Origin of the sequence: Microbispora sp. KK1-11, assembly GCF_006874435.1 — a bacterium.
Taxonomy (GTDB): Bacteria; Actinomycetota; Actinomycetes; order Streptosporangiales; family Streptosporangiaceae; genus Microbispora; species Microbispora catharanthi.
Genome location: NZ_VIRJ01000004.1, coordinates 188,978 through 210,220, shown reverse-complemented (window position 1 = coordinate 210,220; position 21,243 = coordinate 188,978). Strand labels below are relative to the sequence as shown.

Annotated in this window: 17 protein-coding genes; 6 read left to right on the top strand and 11 right to left on the bottom strand. The window is 74.4% G+C overall.

Features of this window, described 5'->3' with window-relative positions; all coding sequences use genetic code 11:
* Positions 1 to 76 precede the first annotated feature (76 nt).
* The gene (locus FLW16_RS08610; RefSeq protein WP_142559420.1) at positions 77 to 733 is read left to right on the top strand and encodes a DNA-binding response regulator; all 657 of its coding nucleotides are present in this window, start codon (positions 77 to 79) and stop codon (positions 731 to 733) included.
* Here the strand turns inward: FLW16_RS08610 and FLW16_RS08605 are convergent.
* The 9 genes from FLW16_RS08605 to FLW16_RS08565 all read right to left on the bottom strand — a co-directional run bounded on the left by FLW16_RS08605 (position 635) and on the right by FLW16_RS08565 (position 11,419).
* The gene (locus tag FLW16_RS08605; RefSeq protein WP_142559418.1) at positions 635 to 2,443 is read right to left on the bottom strand and encodes an ABC transporter ATP-binding protein; all 1,809 of its coding nucleotides are present in this window, start codon (positions 2,441 to 2,443) and stop codon (positions 635 to 637) included. The genes FLW16_RS08610 and FLW16_RS08605 overlap by 99 nt on opposite strands.
* On the bottom strand, positions 2,440 to 4,203 hold the full coding sequence (locus FLW16_RS08600; protein ID WP_142559416.1) for an ABC transporter ATP-binding protein: 1,764 nt from the start codon (positions 4,201 to 4,203) through the stop codon (positions 2,440 to 2,442). The genes FLW16_RS08605 and FLW16_RS08600 overlap by 4 nt, the downstream gene beginning before the upstream one ends.
* 122 nt (positions 4,204 to 4,325) lie before the next feature.
* Positions 4,326 to 4,457, bottom strand: coding sequence for a SapB/AmfS family lanthipeptide (locus tag FLW16_RS08595; RefSeq protein WP_142559413.1), 132 nt, complete (start codon positions 4,455 to 4,457; stop codon positions 4,326 to 4,328).
* Positions 4,458 to 4,524: 67 nt separating this feature from the next.
* On the bottom strand, positions 4,525 to 4,653 hold the full coding sequence (locus FLW16_RS08590; protein WP_142559411.1) for a SapB/AmfS family lanthipeptide: 129 nt from the start codon (positions 4,651 to 4,653) through the stop codon (positions 4,525 to 4,527).
* 7 nt (positions 4,654 to 4,660) lie between these two features.
* Positions 4,661 to 7,276: a class III lanthionine synthetase LanKC gene (gene lanKC / locus FLW16_RS08585; protein WP_142559409.1), complete on the bottom strand. Its 2,616-nt coding sequence runs from the start codon at positions 7,274 to 7,276 to the stop codon at positions 4,661 to 4,663.
* A gap of 407 nt (positions 7,277 to 7,683) precedes the next feature.
* Positions 7,684 to 8,397, bottom strand: a complete 714-nt coding sequence (locus tag FLW16_RS08580) for a sensor histidine kinase (protein WP_142559408.1) — start codon at positions 8,395 to 8,397, stop codon at positions 7,684 to 7,686.
* Positions 8,398 to 8,693: 296 nt separating this feature from the next.
* Complete coding sequence (locus FLW16_RS08575; RefSeq protein WP_142559407.1) at positions 8,694 to 9,755, bottom strand: NAD(P)/FAD-dependent oxidoreductase; 1,062 nt, start codon at positions 9,753 to 9,755, stop codon at positions 8,694 to 8,696.
* Positions 9,752 to 10,312: an isoprenylcysteine carboxyl methyltransferase family protein gene (locus FLW16_RS08570; protein WP_142559405.1), complete on the bottom strand. Its 561-nt coding sequence runs from the start codon at positions 10,310 to 10,312 to the stop codon at positions 9,752 to 9,754. Before FLW16_RS08570 ends, FLW16_RS08575 begins: the two co-directional genes overlap by 4 nt.
* Positions 10,313 to 10,351: 39 nt before the next feature.
* On the bottom strand, positions 10,352 to 11,419 hold the full coding sequence (locus tag FLW16_RS08565; RefSeq protein WP_142559403.1) for a type III polyketide synthase: 1,068 nt from the start codon (positions 11,417 to 11,419) through the stop codon (positions 10,352 to 10,354).
* Positions 11,420 to 11,538: 119 nt separating this feature from the next.
* Between FLW16_RS08565 and FLW16_RS08560 the strand changes: the two genes are divergently transcribed.
* Positions 11,539 to 12,429 (top strand): UbiA family prenyltransferase, encoded by an 891-nt coding sequence (locus tag FLW16_RS08560; RefSeq protein WP_260615034.1) that lies wholly within the window; start codon positions 11,539 to 11,541, stop codon positions 12,427 to 12,429.
* 34 nt (positions 12,430 to 12,463) lie between these two features.
* On the opposite strand, the gene FLW16_RS08555 is transcribed toward FLW16_RS08560, so the two are convergent.
* Entirely contained in the window at positions 12,464 to 13,621 is a 1,158-nt protein-coding gene (locus FLW16_RS08555) for an MFS transporter (protein ID WP_260615033.1), read from the bottom strand.
* Between the two features lie 75 nt (positions 13,622 to 13,696).
* On the opposite strand from FLW16_RS08555, the gene FLW16_RS08550 reads away from it, so the two are divergent.
* Positions 13,697 to 14,440 (top strand): helix-turn-helix domain-containing protein, encoded by a 744-nt coding sequence (locus tag FLW16_RS08550; protein ID WP_142559401.1) that lies wholly within the window; start codon positions 13,697 to 13,699, stop codon positions 14,438 to 14,440.
* A 9-nt stretch (positions 14,441 to 14,449) separates the two neighbouring features.
* Here the strand turns inward: FLW16_RS08550 and FLW16_RS08545 are convergent, their stop codons facing one another.
* Positions 14,450 to 15,988, bottom strand: a complete 1,539-nt coding sequence (locus FLW16_RS08545) for a DUF2079 domain-containing protein (protein ID WP_185949324.1) — start codon at positions 15,986 to 15,988, stop codon at positions 14,450 to 14,452.
* 179 nt (positions 15,989 to 16,167) lie between these two features.
* Between FLW16_RS08545 and FLW16_RS08540 the strand changes: the two genes are divergently transcribed.
* The 3 genes from FLW16_RS08540 to FLW16_RS08530 all read left to right on the top strand — a co-directional run bounded on the left by FLW16_RS08540 (position 16,168) and on the right by FLW16_RS08530 (position 21,183).
* Positions 16,168 to 18,861 carry a helix-turn-helix transcriptional regulator gene (locus tag FLW16_RS08540; protein ID WP_142559397.1) on the top strand — a complete coding sequence of 898 codons (2,694 nt, stop codon included), beginning with the start codon at positions 16,168 to 16,170 and terminating at the stop codon, positions 18,859 to 18,861.
* A gap of 79 nt (positions 18,862 to 18,940) precedes the next feature.
* Complete coding sequence (locus FLW16_RS08535) at positions 18,941 to 20,188, top strand: Xaa-Pro peptidase family protein (protein ID WP_142559396.1); 1,248 nt, start codon at positions 18,941 to 18,943, stop codon at positions 20,186 to 20,188.
* Positions 20,185 to 21,183 (top strand): MBL fold metallo-hydrolase, encoded by a 999-nt coding sequence (locus tag FLW16_RS08530; RefSeq protein WP_142559394.1) that lies wholly within the window; start codon positions 20,185 to 20,187, stop codon positions 21,181 to 21,183. The genes FLW16_RS08535 and FLW16_RS08530 overlap by 4 nt, the downstream gene beginning before the upstream one ends.
* Positions 21,184 to 21,243 lie beyond the last annotated feature (60 nt).

The following is a 21,243-nucleotide window of genomic DNA, read 5'->3' as shown; positions in this document are numbered from 1 at the left end:
GAACCTTCATAGTGAGTGAAGCGCGGCGGTCACCAACGGCGAGCATCCGCTCGCACCGCGTGTAGGGGGGTCTGGTTTGATCCGACTGATGCTCGCCGAGGACATGCACCTCATCCGCAAGGCGCTGGTCGCTCTGTTGTCGAGCGAGGACGACCTCGAGGTGGTGGCCGAGGCGGACAAGGGCGAGGACATCGTGCGGCTCGGCTGCCTGCGGCGCCCCGACGTCGCGGTGCTCGACATCGGGATGCCCGGTGTCGACGGCCTCACCGCGGCGGCCGAGCTGCACCGCCGATTACCCTCCTGCAGGACCGTCGTCCTCACCGGGCTCGGGACGCCCATGGCGCTGCGCAAGGCGCTGGACGCCAACGTGCGCGGCTTCGTCGTGAAGGACGCGTCCCCAGGCCACCTCGTCGACTGCATCCGCCGCGTGGCGAAAGGGGAGCGGGTCATCGACCCCGAGCTCGCCGTGGCCGCGCTCGACGCCGACAGCAACCCGCTGACCGCCCGCGAGCTCGACGTCCTGGAGACCGCGGCCGGCGGCGCCACCGTCGGCGAGATCGCCGACCGCCTGTCGCTGTCGCGGGGCACGGTCCGCAACTACCTGTCCCGCATCCTCACCAAGGTCGGCGCCCGCTCACGCGTCGAGGCGATCCAGATCGCCTCCGAGTGCGGCTGGCTGTGGCCGGCGGCCGGCCGCGACATCGGCATCCTCCGCTACCGCTCCCGCCGGTAGCCTCCCCGGGCCCTCCCAGTGACCCACCAGGTCGGCGTACAGCGGTGAGGAGGCCACCATCTCCTCGTGCGTGCCCAGCAGGACGCGGGTGCCGTCCATGACCAGCCCCCGCCGGGCCCGCAGGGCCGAGGAGATCCGGTGCGCCACGACGATCACCGTGCCCCCGCGCGCCGCGAAGGCCGCCTCCGCCCGCGCCTCCGCCGCGGGGTCGAGATGGCAGGTCGCCTCGTCGAGCACGACCAGCCGGGCGGGGGACAGGTAGGTCCTGGCCAGCGCGACGAGCTGCCGCTCGCCCGCGGACAGCTCGGCCGGGTCGAGCGGGCCGCCCGCGGCGCGCTGCGCGAGCTCCGTCAGCCCGAACGCCGCCACCGCCTCGTCCACCCGCTGGGGAGGCGTCCCCGGCGCGAGGTACGTCAGGTTCTCCGCCAGGGTGCCGGGGAAGACGTACGCCTCCTGGGGGATCAGCGCGCGGGCGGCCGGGTGGACCCGCGCGGCCGGGACGCCGCCGACGAGGACCTCGCCGTCGTCCGGGGTCAGCAGGCCGGCGACGAGCGCGGCCAGCGTGGACTTGCCGATCCCGCTCGGGCCGACGACGACCAGGTGGTCGCCCTCGGGCACGTCGAGGTCCAGGCCGTCGATCACCGGCTCGGGGGCCTTCTGCCCGGACGTGCCGTAGGCGAAGCGCACCCCGCGCAGCTCCAGACGCACCCCGCCGGGCTCCCGGTCACCGTGCGGCACGGGCGGGCCGGGCGCGTGCAGGATGCGCTCCAGCGTGACGGCCAGACGGACGCCGCTGACGCCGAGGCCCTGGACCAGGCCGCCGAGCGCGGGGGAGAGCGACTGCATCACGTAGGTCAGCGAGCCGAGGATCACCCCGCCGGTGATTCCCTGGCGCACCAGCCAGGGCGCGCCCGCGAGCAGGAGCACCACCGGCAGCCACGCCCCCACCGCCAGCGACAGCGTCCGCGACGCCGTCACCCGGGCCAGCGCCCGCGCGGCCCTCGCCTGCCGGGAGACCTCCCGCCCGACGCTCGCCGCGACGCGCGCCTCGCCGCCGCAGGCGGTCACGTCCCGCAGGCCGCCCGCCATCGCGGCCACCGCGGTGGCCGTGCGCTCGTCGGCGACGATGAACTCGCGCTGACGCCGGGCCAGGGCGGGCAGGGAGACGAGGAACAGGCCGAGCCCCAGGGCCACCGGCGCCAGCACGAGCGGGACGACCTCCGGGGCCAGGGTCGTCAGCCCCACCGCCACGCCGGCCAGCGTGAACACGAAGGTCCTGACCACCGTGATGATCGCGCCGAAGGCGTCCCTGGCCAGCTCGACCTGGTGGTTCATCCGGGCGACCGCCGCGCTGTCGCCGCCCCGCCCGGCCCGCAGCGCCCCGGTCACCACGCGCTCCAGCAGGTCGTCGCGGAACGGCTCGACGATCCCGGCGATGAGCAGCAGCACCTGCCGGGCGGCCACCGCGGCCACCCCCCACGCGGCGGCGAGCACGCCCAGCCACATCAGGCCGGTGCCGGGCCGCCCCGCGGCGAAGCCGTCGTCCACGGCCCGCGCGATCGCGTACCCGCCGGTCAGCGCGGGCAGGGCCTCCGCCACCGACCAGCAGGCCAGCCACAGCAGCCGGGAGGGCTCGCGCCGCAGGGCACTCACGACCACCTGTCTCGCGGCCGCTCCCGGCCGCCCTCCGGCAAGGGCGCGGCGCTTCACGAGGCCTCCTCGGCGCGGAAGACCGCGCGGTAGCCGGGGTCGTCCCACAGCCGCTCGTGCGTGCCGGTCGCGCGGACCCGCCCGTTCTCCAGCCACACGACCTGGTCGGCCTGCGCCGCCGTCGTCACCCGATGGGCCACCACCAGGCGGGTGCGGTCGGACAGGCTCCCGGTGAGCGCCCGCCCGACCTGCCGCTCGGTCACCGTGTCCAGGCTCGACATGGCGTCGTCCAGGATCAGCAGCCGGCCGGCCTGGGCGAACGCGCGGGCCAGGCCGACCCGCTGGATCTCGCCCCCGGACATCGGCGCCTCGCCGACCGGGGTGGCGTACCCGAGCGGCAGCCGCCGGATGAAGGCGTCGGCGCGGGCGGCGGTCGCGGCCGCCCGCACCGCGTCTCCGCTCCGCTCACCGGCGTCGTCCCCTGCGTCGTCCCCTGCGTCGTTCACTGCCCCGAGGCCGAAGGCGACGGCCTCGCCCAGCGTCTCGCCGAACAGCGCGGGCCGCTCGAACGCGTACCCGACCGCGCGGCGCAGCGGCTCCCTGCCGATCTCGCGCAGGGGCACGCCGTCCAGCAGGACCGCGCCGCGTTCGGGATCGACGAGCCGGCCGGCGACGGCGGCCAGCGACGACTTGCCCGAGCCCGAGCGGCCCACCACGGCCGTGCACGTGCCGCCGGGCACGACCAGGCTGACACCGCTCAGCAGCCGCACGCCGTCGGCCCGCACGGTCACGTCGCGCAGTTCCAGGGTGCCGGAGCCCGGTGGCAGCGGCCGGTCCCCGTACGCCGGGGGCGGCACGGCGAACAGCTGCTCCAGGCGCTGGGCGGCCGACCGGGCGCGGGCGATGCGGGCCGCGTAGCCGAGCGCCGACCCCAGGCCCGCCCCGAGCACGACGTAGCGCGCGGCGGCGAGCAGTTCCCCGACGGTGAGGCCGCCGGCCGCCAGGCGCAGCCCGCCGACGGCGAGCACGGCGATCTCCAGAAGCGGGACGACGACAGCGGCCTGGACACCGGCCCGGGCCTGCAGGCGCCACAGCGCCAGGCCGTGGGCGCGCAGGCGGGGGAGCGGGGCGAGCACGCGTGCGGCCTCGCGGTCCTCGGTTCCGGCCGCGGTGATGGTGCGGGCCCCGGCGAGCGCGCCCACCAGCATGGCCGCGATCTCCCCCTGCGCCTGCTGGTAGCCGCCGGAGGCCGCCGTGGTCCTGCGCATGAACGCGCGCAGCACGGCGACGATCAGGAGCAGACCGGCCACGAGCGTGACCGCGAGCCACGGGTCGATCAGCGCGAGGGCGACGACGCTTCCGGCCGCCGGAACGATCAGTGTGGCGGCGGTGACCACCGCCTCGGGGGTCCGTCCGGCCTCCTCGACGTTCACCCCGGCGCGGGTGACGATCTCACCCGGCGTGAAGTGGCGGGTCATGCCGGCGCCGACGGACAGGGTGTGGGTCACCACCCGGGAGCGCAGCCACCGCGCGGCCCGCGCCCCGCTCACCCCGGCCGCGAGCACGCCCAGCGCGTCGCACGCGACGACCAGCGCGACCAGCAGCGCGGCGGTCGCGAGCGGGCCGGTGATCCCGGAAGCGCCCCCCGCTTCGGCCCCCGCCTTGGTCCGCGCCACGGCGTCGACGGCGTGGCCGAGCGCCGCCGGGAGCAGCAGGTCGGCCGCGGCGCCCAGCAGCGCCGTCGCCGTCAGCGCCGCGAGCCACGGGCCGCCGCGACGCACGGCCCGCGCGATCAGCAGGTCCGCCGGACGAGAGCTCACCGGGTCCTCCAGAGGGGAAAGGCCGGACGGGAGACGGGAACGGCACCCGCGGCCGGCCGGGGCCGGAAACGCGGAAGCCTGGGCGGCCGCGACGGCCGCCCAGGACTCCGGTGCACGTGCTATCAGCCGCAGATCAGGCTCAGGCTGCTGTTCTCGTGCGGGGTGCAGCCCAGCAGCGACAGGTTGCTGCCGCCGCCACCGCCGCCGCCGTGGCCGCCGGGAACCTCGAGGGTCTGCAGGTCGAGAAGCGCCATGTTGAACATCTCCCTTGTATGAGTTCTGTCAGCCGTTGGCTGAAGTTCGTGTTCACCGGAGGATCCGTCAGCCGCAGATGATGCTGAGGCTGCTGTTCTCGTGCGGGGTGCACCCGAGCAGGCTCAGGTTGCTGCCGGCGTCACCACCGCCGTGGCCGCCGGGGGCCTCGAGGGTCTGCAGGTCGAGGAGCGCCATTGTGCGTTCACCTCCTCTCGGGGCTGGTCGGGACATGTGACCCGGCGGCGGTGCGCAGGGGCCCCTGCGCCTGGGACCGTCCGGGGGGCTCGAGGAACGGGAGGTGAACCGGCTCGTCGTGCAGCGCGGTGCCGAGCGCGAGCAGCACGCCGGCGCTCCCGGTGGAGAGGTCCATGGACAGGCGGAGCAACTGGGCTCCGGGGAAGGCCAGCCCGCCCCGGTAGGGAAGCTCGTGCCAGGCCAGCCGGGCGATCTGCGCCGCGGCGGCCTCCGGGTCGGGGCGGGAGCCGGACGACAGGCAGGCGATCATGCCGGCCCGTCCGGCGAACAGCCCCGACTGGACGTAGTAGTGCAGGGTCGTGACCGGCCGGATGGCGGCCAGCGACTCGGCGAAGGTCTCGTCGTGCCGGTGGGTCAGGTAGCGGTCCAGCACCAGGCCGATGCCGGCCGACCCCTCGTCGAGGTAGGGGTTGGTCCGCCAGCCCTGCTGCACCTGGAGCTGACCGTCCTCGCGGCCGACGCACCGGCGCAGGTCCTGCCGCAGCGCGGTGGCCGCGAGGTCGAACAGCCCGGGGTCGCCGGTGCGCTCGTAGGCGTGCAGGAACATCAGGGCGGGTCCCGACGAGCCGTACATCAGCCCCGCGTGCGGATACTTCCCGCCGCTGATCTCGGGCACGTCGTCCGGGCCGCCGAGCCGGTCGGCCACCACCTCCACGACACGCGCGGCCCGCTCGCGGAACTCCGGCTCGCCGGTCGCGTCGTGCAGGTGCATCAGGGCGAGGGCGATGCCGGACAGGCCGCGATAGAGGCTCAGGTCCAGCCCCTCACGGAGCTCCCGCGCGCATCGCCGCGCCACGTCGAGCGCCTCATCGCGGCGGCCGAGGGCCTCCAGGGCGTACGCCACCCCGTGCAGGCCGTTGTAGAAGCCGGGCCCGATGCCGGGCCTGGCGGCCTGCCTGAGCAGCCACTCCTCGTGCTCCGGGAAGCGCCCCGCCCCGGTCGCCTTCAGCGCGTACAGGACGCCGGCCGCGCCGTTGGCGAGGCTCACCCCGCCGCCGGGCTCGAACTGGACGATGTCGCCGGGGAACAGCCGGTCGTCGCGGTCCGGCGTCGCCGAGGCGAGGATCGCCTTCGCCAGCGCCTCCCGGACGGCGGGCCACCCCTCGATGAGCCGGTCCGGCCGGGGGAGCCTGCTCGGCTCCGGCGCGGGCGGATCCTGGCCGAGGATCGTCCGTACGGCTCCCTCGATCAGCGCGGGGGGCACGGGGAACATCTCGACGATCAGCCGGCCGAGCTGGGCGGCCTTGGGCCGGTGGAGCTGCAGCAGCATGGTGGTCATCGGGGCGAACACGCCCAGGTGCAGGCAGGCCAGCGCGTACTCGTCGGCCTCGACGCCGGCCAGCTCGCGCGGCGGCACGAAGCCGGGATTGGCGAGCGTGGGCCGTCTGCGCTCCTCGACGGGCGAGGAGACCTCGAAGTCGATCAGGACCACGCGGTCGCCGTCCACCAGGATGTTGAAGGGGTGCAGGTCGCCGAACACCACGCCGCGCCCGTGCAGCGCCGAGACCGCGGCCCGCACCTTGGCGAGCATCCCGATGGCCCACTCGGCGTAGTCCGCGTCCAGCTCGGGAGTGCGGTCGGCCCGAGTGAGGGGGTGCTTCTGGGCGATGAGCTGGCTGAGCGAGGTGCCGTCGACGTACTCCTGCACCAGGAAGTGGTGCTCGCCGACCGTGAAGTAGTCGCGCAGCGCCGGCACGACGTCGAGACCGGCCAGGCGCTCCATGATCGTGGCCTCGTGCCGCAGGCGGGTGACGGCGTCGCGTCCCTCGACGTCGAGCCCGGCGTGCGGGCGGGCCTCCTTGAGCACCACCTTCTCCCCGGTGCGCGTGTCGCGCCCCAGGTAGACGCCGCCGCCGTTGGAGAAGTGCAGGACGCCGTCCACCGCGTACGGCACGCCTTCGAGCGTCACCGCGTTGCGGGCGGCCAGGTGGGGTTCGAGGAACGCCGGCAGGGTCACCCAGGAGGGCAGGGCGAACGCCGGGCCGCGCACATCGGGGACGAGGGTGCCGTCGGCGTCCTCGATCGCCAGCACCCGCTCGCCGTTGTCGTCGAGGCAATGGCGCTCGGCGAACCCGCCGTACCGGACGAACAGGGGTCCTTCGCCGTAACGCAGGTCGCTGAGGATGTACGGGCCCTCGACGCCGTCGAGGATCCCGGCGAGCTCCTTGAGCGTCAGCTCCAGCTGAGCCTCGTCCACGGGATAGATGGTGACCAGCTTGCCGCTCGACCCGCGGAAGGCGTACTTGGAGTTCTGCATCGTCATCACGCGCCGGCCGCGCAGGAACTTGAAGGCCAGCCCGCGGGGCACGCAGTAGTCCCAGGCCGCCGCGATCACCCGCTCCGCCTCCGGCACGGAGGAGGAGATGTGGATCTTCCAGCCCTGTGTGGGCAGGGTCGCGCCGGCCGGCGCGTAGTGCAGCCAGGTGTCGCTCTCGGCGTGCGCCCACCCCTCGGGCGTGGGCCGGGCGGCGATGGCGAAGTCGGGATGCTCCGCGCGCTTCGTGTCGAGGGTGTCGTAGAACAAGGGATCTGCGAGGCAGTAAATCTCGTACTTACTAATCACCAGATGTCCCCTTAGGCCGGTCACATCAAAGAATTCCGGAAATAAAGAGAAGGGCCAAGTTACGCCCGTCAACTGCGCTATGTGAAATCTGCACATAACAAACCATGACGCAGTCATGGGTCGACGGTGATGCTTTTCACGGCCGTCTTCGGGATACCGAACGGACTATTCGGTCAAGGCGCTGGTCAAACGAGCCACGCCGCTGCGCGGGGCCTTGTGCAGGGACTTGTGCAGGGACTCGTGCAGGGCCTTGTGCAGGGGCTTGTGCGGGGCGGTGAGCGGGTGGGTCCGGGGCCCGGGTAGTGCGCGAGGCGCACGCGCGTGGCCGGCGGGCGCTCGGAGATGTGCGGCGGCCCGCGCATCGCGCCGCGGGGGCCGGGCCGCCCGGCGGGCGGGCGCGGCCGGCGTCAGCGGCGGTCCCCGCCCCTGCGGGGGATCTCGGCGATGAGGCGGAACCAGCCGTCCGGGTCGAGGACCGTTCCCACGACGCCGTCCAGCGCCGCCGCCCGGTTGCGGAGGTTGTCCAGCCCCGTGCCGTCGCCGGGCGGCGTGGAGGGGTCGACGCCGTCGTTGGCGACGGTGAGCGTCGCCACGCCGCCACGCACGACGATCTCGATCGCGCACAGGGTCGCCCTGCTGTGGCGCAGGACGTTGGTCACCGCCTCCCGCACCATGATCGCGAGCACCGCGCTCACCTCGTCGCCCAGCTCCGCCTCGGTCGCCTCGACCTTGCAGTCGGTTCCGTACGCCCGGAGCACGGCCCGCGCGTTGGCCAGTTCGGAGGCGAGCGAGACGTCGCGGAAGGAGCGGGTCACGTTGCGGATGTCGGCGGAGGCCTGGCGGATCGACTGCACCACGTCGGCCAGCGCCGGTCGCAGGGGGCTGTCGTCGTCCGCGAGCCGGTAGGCGAGTTCGCTGCGCAGGGTGGCCAGCCACAGGCGGCTGCTCACGAGGTCGTGCACGTCGCGGCCGAACTGCTCGCGGGCTTCGGCCGCCGCCTGCCGTACGGCCTCGGCCTGCATGACGCGCAGCCTGCGCAGGCGCATCCCGAGGACGACCAGCGCGGCGATCAGGAGCGTACCGAGCAGGGCTAGCAGTGCGAGCAGAGCGATGTGCGGCAAGTGGGGCAAGTGACGACCCTCCAGTCATCCTTGCCGTAACATCGGCCTCGCCATTCGGTACACACGCTAGATCTTTGCATACCGGTCACGAAATATGGCTACTTCATTCATGTCGAAGTAGGTTCTATTACTACCGCGTATAGAGACCTCCGGGGGCGACCTAAAAACGGGCGTTCATGAACTGTGAATCCGGCTGTAACAATTCACCGGCGCCGTGCCTGTTTCGCGCGGAAGGCGCGGGATCGCGGGAAGTGCGGGGGGCGCGGGAGGTGCGGGGGGCGGGGAAGGCGCGGCGCTCAGGCGAGCGACCGCACCGCCGCCCCGAACACCGCGGGCAGGCGCCGCGCGGCGGGCACGATCATCCGGGCCACGGGAGGATGCCGCCGGGCCTGCACCAGCGCGGCCGTCAGCAGGCGGGATCGCCACGACAGGCGCCGCCAGGCGGTCTCGTACTCCTCGGGACGGCCCGCCCGCAGGCACCCGACCAGGGCACGGGCCGACAGCAGCGCGAGCGAGATCCCCTCGCCGGTGAGCGCGTCCACGTAGCCCGCGGCGTCACCGACGAGCAGGACCGGCCCGGCCACCCGCCGCCGCACCCGCTGGCGCAGCGGCCCTGCCCCGCGCACGGGGGTGGCGGGCGGGCCGTCCAACCGGGCGAGCAGGCCGGGGAACCGCGCCAGGTGCTCGTCGTAGGTCCGCCGCTCGCTGCTCAGCACGGCCACGCCGACCAGGTCGTCGCCCACCGGCGTGACGTACGCCTCGCCGCCGGGCGCCCAGTGCACCTCCACGAAGTCGGTCCACGGCGCGATCCGGTAGTGGCGGCGCAGGCCGTACCTGCGGGGGCCGCCGCAAGGCAGGTCGAGCCCGAGCCGCGCCCTGATCGGCGAGTGCAGCCCGTCGGCCGCCACGAGCCACCGCGCGCCCAATTCCGGACCATACGGCTCCGGCCGGCACAGTTCAGGCCCGCCCGTCACGTGGGCGCGTACGCCCTCGCCGGTGGCGCGCACCGCGTCCACCCGGCCGGGCACCACGCGGACGCCGAGGTCCCGGGCGCGGTGGGCGAGCGCGGTGTGCAGGGCCGTTCTGCGCACGCCCAGCCCGGGGCCGTCCCGGAACTCCGCCTGCACCCGATGTGGCCCGTCCACGTAACGGATGCCGCGGAACGGCCTGCCGTCCGGCACCGCCACCCCCAGGTCCGCCAGGGCGGCGGCGCCGGTGGGCATCAGGCCCTCCCCGCACGCCTTGTCGACCGGGCCGGGCCGCGGCTCGACCACGACCGCCTCCATGCCGGCCAGCGCCGCGTGGATGGCCGTGGCCAGCCCGGCGGGCCCGCCGCCGGCCACCAGCACGTCGATCACGCCGCGGTCCCCGCCCCGGCCTCGGGCGCGGCGGATCCGGGGGCCGCGGTGGCGAGCGCGGCGTTCTCGCAGCGCAGGCGCACGACCATGAGCGGCACGTTGAGCAGGGTGAAGGCCAGCGCGGTCAGCCAGGCGGAGTGCACGAGCGGCAGCGCCGCGCCCTCCACCGCCACCGCGATGTAGTTGGGGTGGCGCAGCCACCCGAACCGGTACGGCCCGCGCGTCACGAGCGGCAGGCCGGGCACGACGATGACCTGGGTGTTCCACTGGGGGCCGAGCGTGGTGACGCACCACCACCGCAGCGCCTGCGCGGCCAGGACCAGCCCGAGCATCGGCCAGCCGAGGCCGGGGACGAACGGCCGGTCCGCCAGCCACACCTCAAGCAGGCATCCGGCCAGCAGCCCGGTGTGCAGGGCGACCATCCAGGGATAGTGGCCCCTGCCGTACATCACGCCGCCCCGGCCGAGGCTCCAGCGGGCGTTGCGGCGGGCGACGACCAGTTCGGCGAGGCGCTCGACCGCGACGAGCGCGACGAGCAGCACGTACCAAGGCGACACGGGCCAAGGCGACACGGGCCAAGGCGACACGGCTCCCCCCTACCAGCGCAGCAGGACGAGTTCGGAGCAGAACCCCGGGCCCATCGCCAGCAGCAGGCCCGGCGTGCCCGGCGGCGGGGGCCGCAGTGTGAGGGTGTCGCGCAGCACGTGCAGCACCGAGGCCGACGACAGGTTTCCGTTGGCGGCCAGCGAACGCCAGGTGAGGTCGAGCGCGCCGTCCGGGAGCGCGAGCGTCTCCGCGACGGCCTCCAGCACCTTGGGGCCGCCGGGGTGGCAGACCCAGGCGGTGACGTCGCCCGCGGTCAGGCCGTGGTCGGCGAGGAACCCGTGCACGTCGTCGCCCAGATAGGCGCGGACCACGCCCGGCACCCCGGCGTCCAGCACGACCCGGAAGCCGCTGTCGCGGACGTCCCAGCCCATCACGCGTTCCGAGCCGGGATACAGGCGGCTGCGCGTCGCCACCACAACGGGCCGCGCCGCGTCCGCGGGAGGCGGCTCGCGCTCGTCCCCGTACGCGACCACCGCGGCGGCGCCGTCCCCGAACAGGGCGCCCGCCACGAGGTTGGCCGTGGAGGTGTCGTCGCGTTGCAACGTGAGGGAGCACAGCTCGACCGAGAGCAGCACCGCCACGTGGCCGGGCCAGCCGCGCAGGTAGTCGTGCAGCCGGGCGATTCCCGCCGCGCCCGCCACGCACCCGAGGCCGAACACCGGCACCCGCTTCACGTCCGGGCGCAGCCCGATCCGGTTGGCCAACCGGGCGTCCAGCGACGGCGCGGCGACGCCGGTGACCGACGTGCACATGATCATGTCGACGTCCGCGGGGGTGAGGCCGGCCGCCTCCAGCGCCCCCGTGACGGCCTGCGCGCCCAGGTCGAGCGCGGCCTCGATGAACAGGTCGTTGGCCGCGCCGAAGCCGTCGAGCTTGCCGTACTGGTCGAGCGGCAGCACCAGGTTGCGGTGCTCCACCCGGGCACTGGCGTGCAGCCGGTCGAGAAGCCGGCGATCGGCGCCCGGCGGAAGGCAGACCCTCGCCAGCGCGTCCGCGACCTCCGCCTGTGAGTGGCGATGCGGGGGAACGACACCATGGACGGCCGCGATCCGCGTCATCTCACATCCCCGTGCAGGCGAAAACCTCGACAAGTCTGTCTTGCCCGTTGGTGGCCGCCGCATACCTTCCAGGGCCCGATCGTGATCTGTACCCGGGTTGCCCGGTTACGCTCGGGATCGTGACCGGTTCAGGGGAGCCGCCCGACGACGCGGCGGACGGGCGCCGCCGGGCCGCCGGGGCGGCGCGGACGGTGGCCGGACTGGCCCGGGCATGCCACCCGGGTCCGGCCGCGGCGGTGACGGCCCTGGTCACGGCGCTCGTGGCGGTCGCCGGGTGGGGTCCGGCGGGGACGGCGCTGACGGCGCTCGCCGTGCTGACCGGTCAGCTGTCCGTGGGCTGGTGCAACGACGCCGTGGACGCCGCCAGGGACGCCGCGGCAGGGAGGACCGCCAAGCCGATCGTCGCGGGCCTGGTGTCCGCGCGCACGGTGCGCGTCGCGGCGTTCGCCGCGCTGGCGGCCTGCGTGCCGCTCTCGCTGGCCTGCGGCGTGGTGGCCGGGGCGACGCACCTGCTGGCCGTCGCCGCGGCCTGGGTCTACAACGTGTGGCTCAAGGGCACGGCGGCCTCGTGGGCGCCGTACGCGGCCGGGTTCGGCGCGGTGCCGGTGTTCGTGACGGCCGGAACGCCGGGCGACGCCCTGCCGGCGTGGTGGGCCGTGCTCGCCGCGGCGCTACTCGGTTGCGCGGCGCACCTCGCCAACGTGCTGCCCGACATCGAGACGGACGTGGCGACGGGGGTGCGGGGCTGGCCGCAGCGTCTCGGCCCCGCCCGGGTGCGGGTTCTCCTGCCGCTGCCGTTGCTGGGCGCGTCCGCGCTGCTGGTGGCCGCGCCTCCGGGACCGGCCGGCCCGGTCCGATGGCTCGCGCTCGCCGGGGTGGCCGCGTGCGCCGCGGCCGGCCTGCTGCTCGGCCGGCGTGTGCCCGTGGCGCCCTTCGCCGCCGCGATCGCCGCCGCCGGGATCGACGTCCTGCTGCTCGCGGCCACGCCGGGCGTCGTCACCGCCGGCTGACTCCCCGCCGTGGCCAGGCTCCGTCCGCGGCAAGTCACCTGCGGGGGAGGAAGAGCCCCAGTCCCACGGCGGCGATCGGCACCAGGCAGAGGATCGTGAAGACGCCTTGCGGGCCGTACGCCTCCGCCGCGACGCCGAGCACGGGCGCGGCGAGCCCTCCGACGCTCACGGCGAGCCCGAGCGTGACACCGGCCGCGGTGCCCGGCCGGTTCGGCAGGTAGTCCTGGCCCAGCTTCACCAGGACGGCGAACGGGATGTTGATGGCGATGCCCGCCAGCACGGCGAACACCAGCGGCAGGTAGGGCCCCGGCAGCAGCCGCAGCCCGGCGAGCGCGGGGATGGCCAGCAGGCCGCCGATCTGCACGGTGCGCACGAGCCCGATCCGGTCGGCGAGGCGCCCCCCGATCAGCGTGCCCGCGACCCCGCCGACCAGGAAGCAGGCCAGGGCCGTGCCCGCGAGGCCGCGCCCGGCGTCCAGGTGCCTGATCCAGAACAGTTCGACGAAGGTGAGCACGCCGAAGAACGTCACCGACCTGACGATCTCGATGCCGGTGAGGACCATGAACGGCGCCCACCTGTCGGTGCCCGCGCGCGTGCCCGCGGTGGCCGCCCGGGCCGGGGGCCGCTTCCTGAGCAGCGCGAACGCGACGATCAGGGCCGGGGGGATGAACAGCGCCGTGGCGCCGACGCCCATCGCGATGAGGGCGGGCGTGGCCAGCACCGGCGCGAGGAAGAAGCCGACGCTCCCGCCCGCCGCGAAGACGCTCATGGCCGTGGCGCTGTCTCCCGCCGTCTCCCTGGCCCCCTTGCCCGCCGCGGGGTGGAACATGGCCACGCCGAGCCCGGACAGCAGGACGAGGGCCCAGACCGCGGGGTACGGCTCCATCAGCCCGGACAGGCCGAGGCCGAGCCCGGCCAGCGCGATGCCGGCGGCGGCCAGCCAGCCCAGGCGGAAACGGTCGACCGCCAGGCCGATGAACGGCTGCGGGATCGAACTGCCCAGGGCCGCGGCCAGCGTCAGCCCGGATGCCGCCACGTAGCCGTAGTGCCGGTCGAGCACGAAATAGGGCACGCAGGCCGGGACCAGTCCCTGGTAGAGGTCGTCGACGGCGTGCGCGGCCGCCCACAGCCACATGCGCCGCCACGCGGACGCCGCCCGCGCCGCCGGCGCCGAAACGGATGTCTGTGTCACTGATCGTCTCCTTGGGAGGCTCCGTCGAGCATCCCGGACGACCGAGTCGGCGAACTAGCGATACTCTGCCGAGTCATGTCGGCAACCCGCCATCCCGCGAGCGGCGGCCCGTCCCGCGTGCCGCTGGCCCACCGGCAGCGCATCGACTGGCACGACCACGCCGCGCACCAGCTCATCCATCCGCACCGCGGGGTGCTGCGGATCTCCACCCCGATCGGCGACTGGGTGGTGCCGCCGCATCGGGGCGTGTGGATACCGGCAGGGGTGGCGCACGCGCACGAGGCGTACGGGCCGACCGAGATGCGGGCGCTGGTCTTCGACCCCCCGGTCAACCCGCTGCGGCTGGACCGGCCCACAGTGCTGGCGATCACGCCGCTGCTGAGGGAGGTGGTGGTCGCCCTGACCGGCGACGACGAGCCGACCGCGACGCAGCGGGCCAACCTGGAACGCGTGCTGCTCGACCAGCTCCGCGAGGTCGAGGCGCTCCCGCTGTGCCTGCCGGCGCCGTCCGACCCCCGGCTGCGCGACGTGGCCGCGATCCTGGAGGCGGACCCGGCGGACGGCCGGACGCTCGCCGAGCTGGGCGCGGCGGTGGGCGCCTCGGAACGCACGCTCAGCAGGCTGTTCCGCGCGGAGACCGGCATGAGCTTCCCGCAGTGGCGCACCCAGCTGCGGCTGCATCGCGCGCTCATCCTGCTGGCCGGCGGCCGGTCGGTGACCTCGACGGCCGCCGCCTGCGGCTACAGCGGCCCCAGCGCGTTCATCCAGGCGTTCAAGCACGCCTTCGGCACGACCCCGCACGCGTACGTCCGCCCGTGAGGCGGCCGGCTACGGCCGGGTGAGCACCACGTAGCCGGCCTCCCGGAACACCACCCGGTAGCCCTGCCGAACCAGCGTCTCGACCCTGGCGATCTGCCGGCGGACCGAGTCGAACGGGAAGTCCCTGGCCCCCACGTCGGCGGCGACCCACGGCGCCCCGCGCGGCGTGCGGTCCCACAGCAGGGTCCGCGTACGCGGCGACAGGGCCGGGGCGAGGGAGCCGGCCGCCTCGACCAGCACGCCGTCGGGCACGGCCGCGACGGCGCGCCCGGCCGCGCGCGTCCGCGCCGTCTCCGCGTGGAAGGAGGGCGTGAACAGCGCCCCGAACGAGAAGAACGGCACGAGTGCGAGCGCGGCGGCGAGCACGAGCAGCGCCCATCCGTGCACGAGCCTCCCGGACCGTCGTGGAAAGCGGGCGGCCGCCCGCAGCGCCCCGTCGATCCCGGCGGCGAAGACGACCGCGACGACGAAGGCCGTGTAGTGGTATCTCGGGGTCCACCAGTTGGGATAGGTGCTGGCGAGCATCCGTTCCAGCAGCGGCGGCAGCAGGGCGAGGCCCAGCGGGGACAGCACGGCGGTGAACAGCACGGGGGCGAGCGTCAGCACGAGCGTGCGCGGCTTCAGAGGCGGATCGGCGAGCAGCGCGACGACGTCGCCGGGCCGTGTGACGGCGTGCACCGCGGCCCGGCGCAGGTCCGGGCCCAGCGTCCAGTACGCCCAGTAGTAGCCGGCCCTGCCGCCGAAGTGCGGGATGAGGATCCGCGTGGCGACCAGGGTCGCGGCGACGCCGCCGACGACGAGCAGCGCGCCCAGCATCCGGTCGCGGCGCCGGGTGAGGAGGAACAGCCCGAACCCGGCCAGCAGCAGGCCCATGTCCTCCTTGACCAGCAGAAGTGCCAGCCCCGCGAGGACCGCCGCCCGCCTGCGCCCGGCCTGGTGCCGTTCCAGCATGGCCGCCGTGAGCAGCGGCGCGAACGCCACCTCGTGGAAGTCGAAGGCCACGGCCTCGGTGATCGGCCACGACAGGGCGTAGGCGACCGCGACGGGATAGGCGACGCGCCGCCCGGCCGTGACCGCCGAGGAGGCGCGGAAGGCGTACGCCCACACGAACGGGATCGACAGCGCGAGCAGGACGGCCTGCGCGACGAGCAGGGTCGCGGGCCCGTCGTGGATCCAGTACAGCGGCGCCAGCAGCGCGAGCGCAGGGGACCAGTGGTCGCCGAGCACGCAGAAGCCCGGCCCGAACCCGTTGTGCACGCCCTTCAGCATCGACACCGGCGGCTGGAAGCGCGCGTACGAGCGGATCGCCTGGTCGAATATCACCAGGTCGTACGCGCCCGCCCGGAACCGCGCCAGCGTCACGCACGAGTAGAACGCGTAGAGCGCCGCCGCCGCGACGGTGAGAACCGAGACACAGGCGAGGTCCCCGCCGGCCACATTTCCGCCGGCCACATTTCGGGTCGCCACATTTGGGGTGGCGAGGTTTCCGGTGGTGCGGTTCCCGTGGATGCGGTCGCCGTGCCGCGCCCGCCCCCGTTTTGCGACCATCCGTGCGACTGCGCGCGCGATCCCCGCCATCCGTCCCGTTCGCTTCCGCCTGCCCCCCTACGGCAGCCTATCGACGCCGCCACGCCGCGCACCGGAACCGCCGCCTCGTTTCGCGGCAGGGAGACGCCCGGGTCGGACGAGTGGATCATCCCGCTCCTGTGTGCGGCACACTATGAGGCATGCTCCACGGCCGCGAAGCGGAACAGGCGGCGATCGATCGTCTGCTGGCCGACCGCACCGGTGTGATGATCCTCCGCGGCGAGGCGGGGATCGGGAAGACCGCGCTACTGGAGTACGCCGCCTCCGCCGCCAAGGGCCGCGTCCTGCGGGTGAGCGGGGTCGAGTCGGAGGCGGAACTGCCGTTCGCCGCCCTGCACCTGCTGCTGCGCCCGATGCTCGGCCGCATCGCGGCGCTGCCGGACCAGCAGGCGGACGCCCTGTTGAGCGCCCTGGGGCTGGGCCGGGCGGCGCCCGGTGACCGCTTCCTCGTCCGGCTCGCCACCCTGAGCCTGCTGACCGAGCTGGCGGCCGGCCAGCCGTTGGTCTGCCTGGTGGACGACGCCCAGTGGCTGGACCAGGAGTCGGCGGACGCGTTGCTGTTCGCCGCCCGCCGCCTGGACGCCGAGCCGATCGCTCTGGTCTTCGCCGCGCGGGACGACGGGACGTCCTTTCCCGCGCCCGGGCAGCCGGAGCTGTGGCTGACCGGGCTGGCCCGGCGGCCGGCCGCGAGCCTGCTCGCCGAGCGGGCCGGCGGGCTTCCGCTCGCCGTACGCGAGCTGATCGTGGACGAGGCGCAGGGCAATCCCCTGGCGCTGCTGGAGCTGCCGCGTACGCTCACCGCCGAGCAACGGGCCGGAGCCATCGGGCCGCCGGCCTTCTCCCTCGGCGGCGCCGAGCCGGTCTCCGGCCGGGTGCTGGCGGGCTTCCGCGCCGCGATCCTGGCGCTTCCCGCCGAGGCCCGGTCATGTCTGCTGGTGGCGGCGCTGGACGACAGCGGTGACGCCGACACGCTCAACCGCGCCCTGCGCGGCATGGGCGTCTCGCTCACCGACTTCGCGCCCGCCGAGCGCGCGGGGCTGGTCAGGGTCACCGCCACGGGCGTGGCCTTCCGCCACCCCCTCGTGCGCACGGCGGCGCGGCTGGCGACGGACGTGGCGCAGCGCGTCGCCGCGCACCACGCCCTGGCCGGGGCCACGGACGAGGACCGCCGCGCCTGGCATCTGGCGGCGGTGGCCACCGGGCCCGACGAGCGGGTGGCGGGGGAGCTGGAGGGGGCCGCGATCCGGGCCGCGAGGCGCAGCGGCCAGGCGGCGGCGTCGGCGGGGTACGAGCGGGCGGCCCGGCTCTCCGTCGATCCGCCGGCCGCGGCCCGCCGCTGGGCCGCCGCGGCGGCGGCCGCCCTGGACGCCGGCCTGCGGCGGCGCGCCGAGGAGCTCACCCGCCGGGCCTCTCCGGCGGCGCCGGACCCCGCGATGGCGGCCGAGCTGGCGAGGGTGCGGGCCACGCTGGCCTTCGAGGCGGGCAGGCCGCTGGAGGCGACCCGGCTGATCCTCGACGGCGTCGAGGCTCTGGTCCCGGTCGACCCCGAGGCGGCGCTGCCGATGCTGGGCCTGGCCGCCGTCTCCATCTGGAGCAGCGCTCCCCATCCCGACCAGATCGGCCTGGCCCGCCGCATCGCGGAACTGACGCCGCTCGTAGAGGGGCCCCTGAGCGTCATCAAGGAGTTCAACCAGAGCATCGTCCACCTGCTGGAGGGCGATGACACGGCCGTCTTCGGCATCCCGTACTCCAGCCTGGGGCGCCAGGCGGCGCTCCCGTTCGAGCTGCGCGCCATGGCGACCTACCTCGGCTTCGTCCACGGCCGGCAGCGCATGATGCTGGAGGATGCCGGCGATCTGGTCGCCGAATGCCGCCAGGCCGGGCGGGTCGGCCGTCTCCCGCAGGCCATGATGCTCCAGGCCGCGGCGCAGATCATCAACGGGCGCCACCGCGCCGCGCGGGCCGGCGTGAGCGAAGGGCTGCAGATCGCGGCGGACATCGAGCAGCCCTACTGGCACAACTACCTCACCGGAGTCTCCGCCTGGCTAGCGGCGGTGGCCGGAGCCGAGGAGGAGTGCCGCCGGCTGGTGGCGCAGGCATGCGCGGCCGAGGCGTGGATGACCGGCGCCACCTGGGGCACGTGCGCGGCCATCATGCTGGACCTGGGGGCGGCCCGCTACACGTCGGTGCTCGAGCGCATGGACGAGCGCATGACCGGACCCGGACGGCACGCGTTCATCTGGCGGTACGCCTACCCCGACTACGTCGAGGCGGCGGTCCGGGTGGGCACCCCCGAGCGGGCACGCGACGCGCTCGAGCGCTTCTCCACGTGGGCGCGTGCCATCGGGCAGCCTTGGGCGCTCGCCGTACTGGAGCGCTGTCATGCGCTGATGACCGGCGATGGCGCGGCGTACGAGCGGGCGCTGGCCCTGCACCGCGAGGCCGACCACCCCTTCGAGCAGGCCCGCACGGAGTTGCTGTACGGCGAATGGCTGCGACGTCACCAGCGCCGTGCCGAGGCCCGCACCCGGCTGAACGCCGCCATGGAGGCGTTCGCCCGCCTCGGCGCGGCTCCGTGGTCCGCCCGCGCGGCGGCGGAGCTGCGTGCCACCGGAGTCTCGCCGTCCCCCCGCGACCACGGCCGCGACCCGCTGGCCACGCTCACCCCGCAGGAGCTCCACGTGGTGCGGCTGGCGGCGGGCGGGGCGTCGAACCGGGAGATCGGCACGCAGCTCTTCCTGAGCCCGCGTACGGTCGCCTACCACCTGTATAAGGCGTTCCCCAAGCTGGGCATCACCTCGCGCGCCGAGCTCGCCAGGTTCGTGATGACCTAAGCGGACCCGGGTGACGTGCTCGCCACTACCGTCACATGACGGAGGCGGTGCGGACGCGTCCGTTCCTAGCCTCGGCGGCATGAGCATTCCCACCTATTCACTGGCGGAGCGGGACCGCCGCTGGGCGCTCGCCCGCGGCATCATGGAAGCCGAGGGCGTGCAGGCGCTCATCGCGTACGGCGAGCACGAGTGCGTGGATCTCGCCCCCTTCGCCCCGGACGCCTACTTCACCAACGACCGGCCCGGCGCGATCGTCGTGTTCTGCCGCGACGCCGATCCCGTCGAGCTGACCTGGTCGACGCTCCCCGTCGCCGACCATATCCAGGCGAGCAGGCGGGGCGAGGAGCTGTGGATCCCCCCGGAGCGCATCCGGGTGGCCAAGCACGCGGCAGGCGTGGCGGAGGTCCTCAGGGAACACCACCTGGAGACGGCGTCCGTCGGGGTGCTGGGGCTGGACCCCTACCCGCCGTTTCACATCAATCCGATCATGCCGTACGGGCTGTGGTCCCAGGTGCTGGCCGAGTTGCCGGAAGTGACCTTCAAACCCGTCGGGTTGAGCTACCTGCTCGCCACCATCCGGCAGTCGGAGGAGGAGCTCGCGGTCATCCGGTATTCGGCCGAGACGGGCGACGCGATGGCCGAGGCCATGGTGGAAGCCGCCCGGCCGGGGGTGAGCGAGGCGGAGATCTATGCGGCCGGCATGGCGGCGGCGTTCCGGCGCGGTCTGGCCGCCCCGGGCATGCTGCTGTCGTCAGGGCCGGGCTTCGTCTCCTGGGGGCCGCCCGCCTGGTCCTACCGCCCCCAGGCGCCGCGCGTCGTCGAGGAGGGCGACGTGGTCATGGCCGAGGTGTTCTGCCGCTTCGGGATGAAGGAGACCCAGCACCAGGTGGCCATCGCCGTGGGCGAGCCGCACCCGGACATCGAGACCGGTGCGAAGGTGGCCCGCGCCGGCTACGAAGCGGGTCTGGCCGCGGCCCGCCCGGGCGGGACCTTCGGCGACCTGGTGGAGGCCATGCAGGGGCCGCTGCGCGACGCCGGCGCGTGGAACGTCCACCCGCTGGTGCACACGCTCAACCCGATGGGCCCCGTCGGCGGCTTCGGCGCCGGCCTGCGCAGGCTGCCCGAGGCGGCGCGGTACGGCCGGCTGTTCGACCTGCCGACCATGGGCGGTCAGCTTCCCCTGATGCCCGGAATGACCTTCGCCTTCGAGCCCAACGCCGTCATCGGCGACCGCCTGACCAATCTCGGCGGCACCGTCGTCATCGGCGAGGACGGCCCCATCGAGCTCAACCCCTTCACCGCCCGTCTGCTGAGGAGCGAGGGATGAACCCGACGACGCACATCCCGGAACGCGAGCTGGCCGAGCGGCCGAGCGGATACTCGGGACCGAACCTCTCGCCCTCGGGCCTGCGGCTGATCCCGCACGCTCTCGCGGACGGCGTCCACGCGCTGATGGCGACCATCCCCCCCAAGGACAACAACGGGCTCGTCGTCGGGAGGGACGCCGCCCTGGTCGTGGACGCGGGAATCACCCCGGAGGTGTCCGGGCGGATCCAGGGGCTGGTCGCCGAGCTGACCGACCGGCCGTTGCGGTTCCTGGTCAACACGACCTACCACGGTGACCACACTTTCGGGAACATGGCGTTCCCCTCCGACACCGTCATCGTGTCGTCGCGGCCGAACAAGGAGAACATGGCCGACCTCGACTACGAGAAGCGGGTCAGGTCGGGCAACATGTACGGCGACGAGGCGCTCTTCGACACCGTGACCCGATGGCGCACTCCCGACGTCGTGTTCGACGGCTTCGCCGAGATCGACCTGGGCGGGCGAGCCGTGCAGCTGTGGCACTTCGGCCCCGGGAACGGGCCCGGCGACACGGTCGTGTACGTGCCCGACGCCCGGGTCGCCTGGACGGGGAACCTCCTGTGTCACGCGGGGACCGCCCACATGCTGCTGCAGGGCGGTCCCGAGCCGTACGCCGGCACCCTCCGCCGGATGAAGGACGCGCTGCCCGATCTGGTGACCATCGTGCCGGGTCACGGGCCCTCCGGGGACGGCCATGCGGCCATCGACGCGCTGCTCGCCTATCTCGAGCGGCTGCACGACGAGGTGCTCGGAGCCGTGGAAGCGGGCCGTACCTTGGAGGAGACCATGGAGGCGTGCACCGACCCGTGGACGGAGGGCCTGGACCCGAAGCTGTCCGCCGCGCTCGCGCGGTATCGCATCCCCCAGGACCCGGCCCGGCGCGGCATGCTCTACCTGTGCCGGAACCTGCACCGGCTCAACATCCTGGCCACCTACCGTCTCTACACCCGTCCCTGAACCGGGTGTCGCAGGGACGGGGGTCTTTCGAGGCGGCGCGATCGGATGACCCGCGGGCGA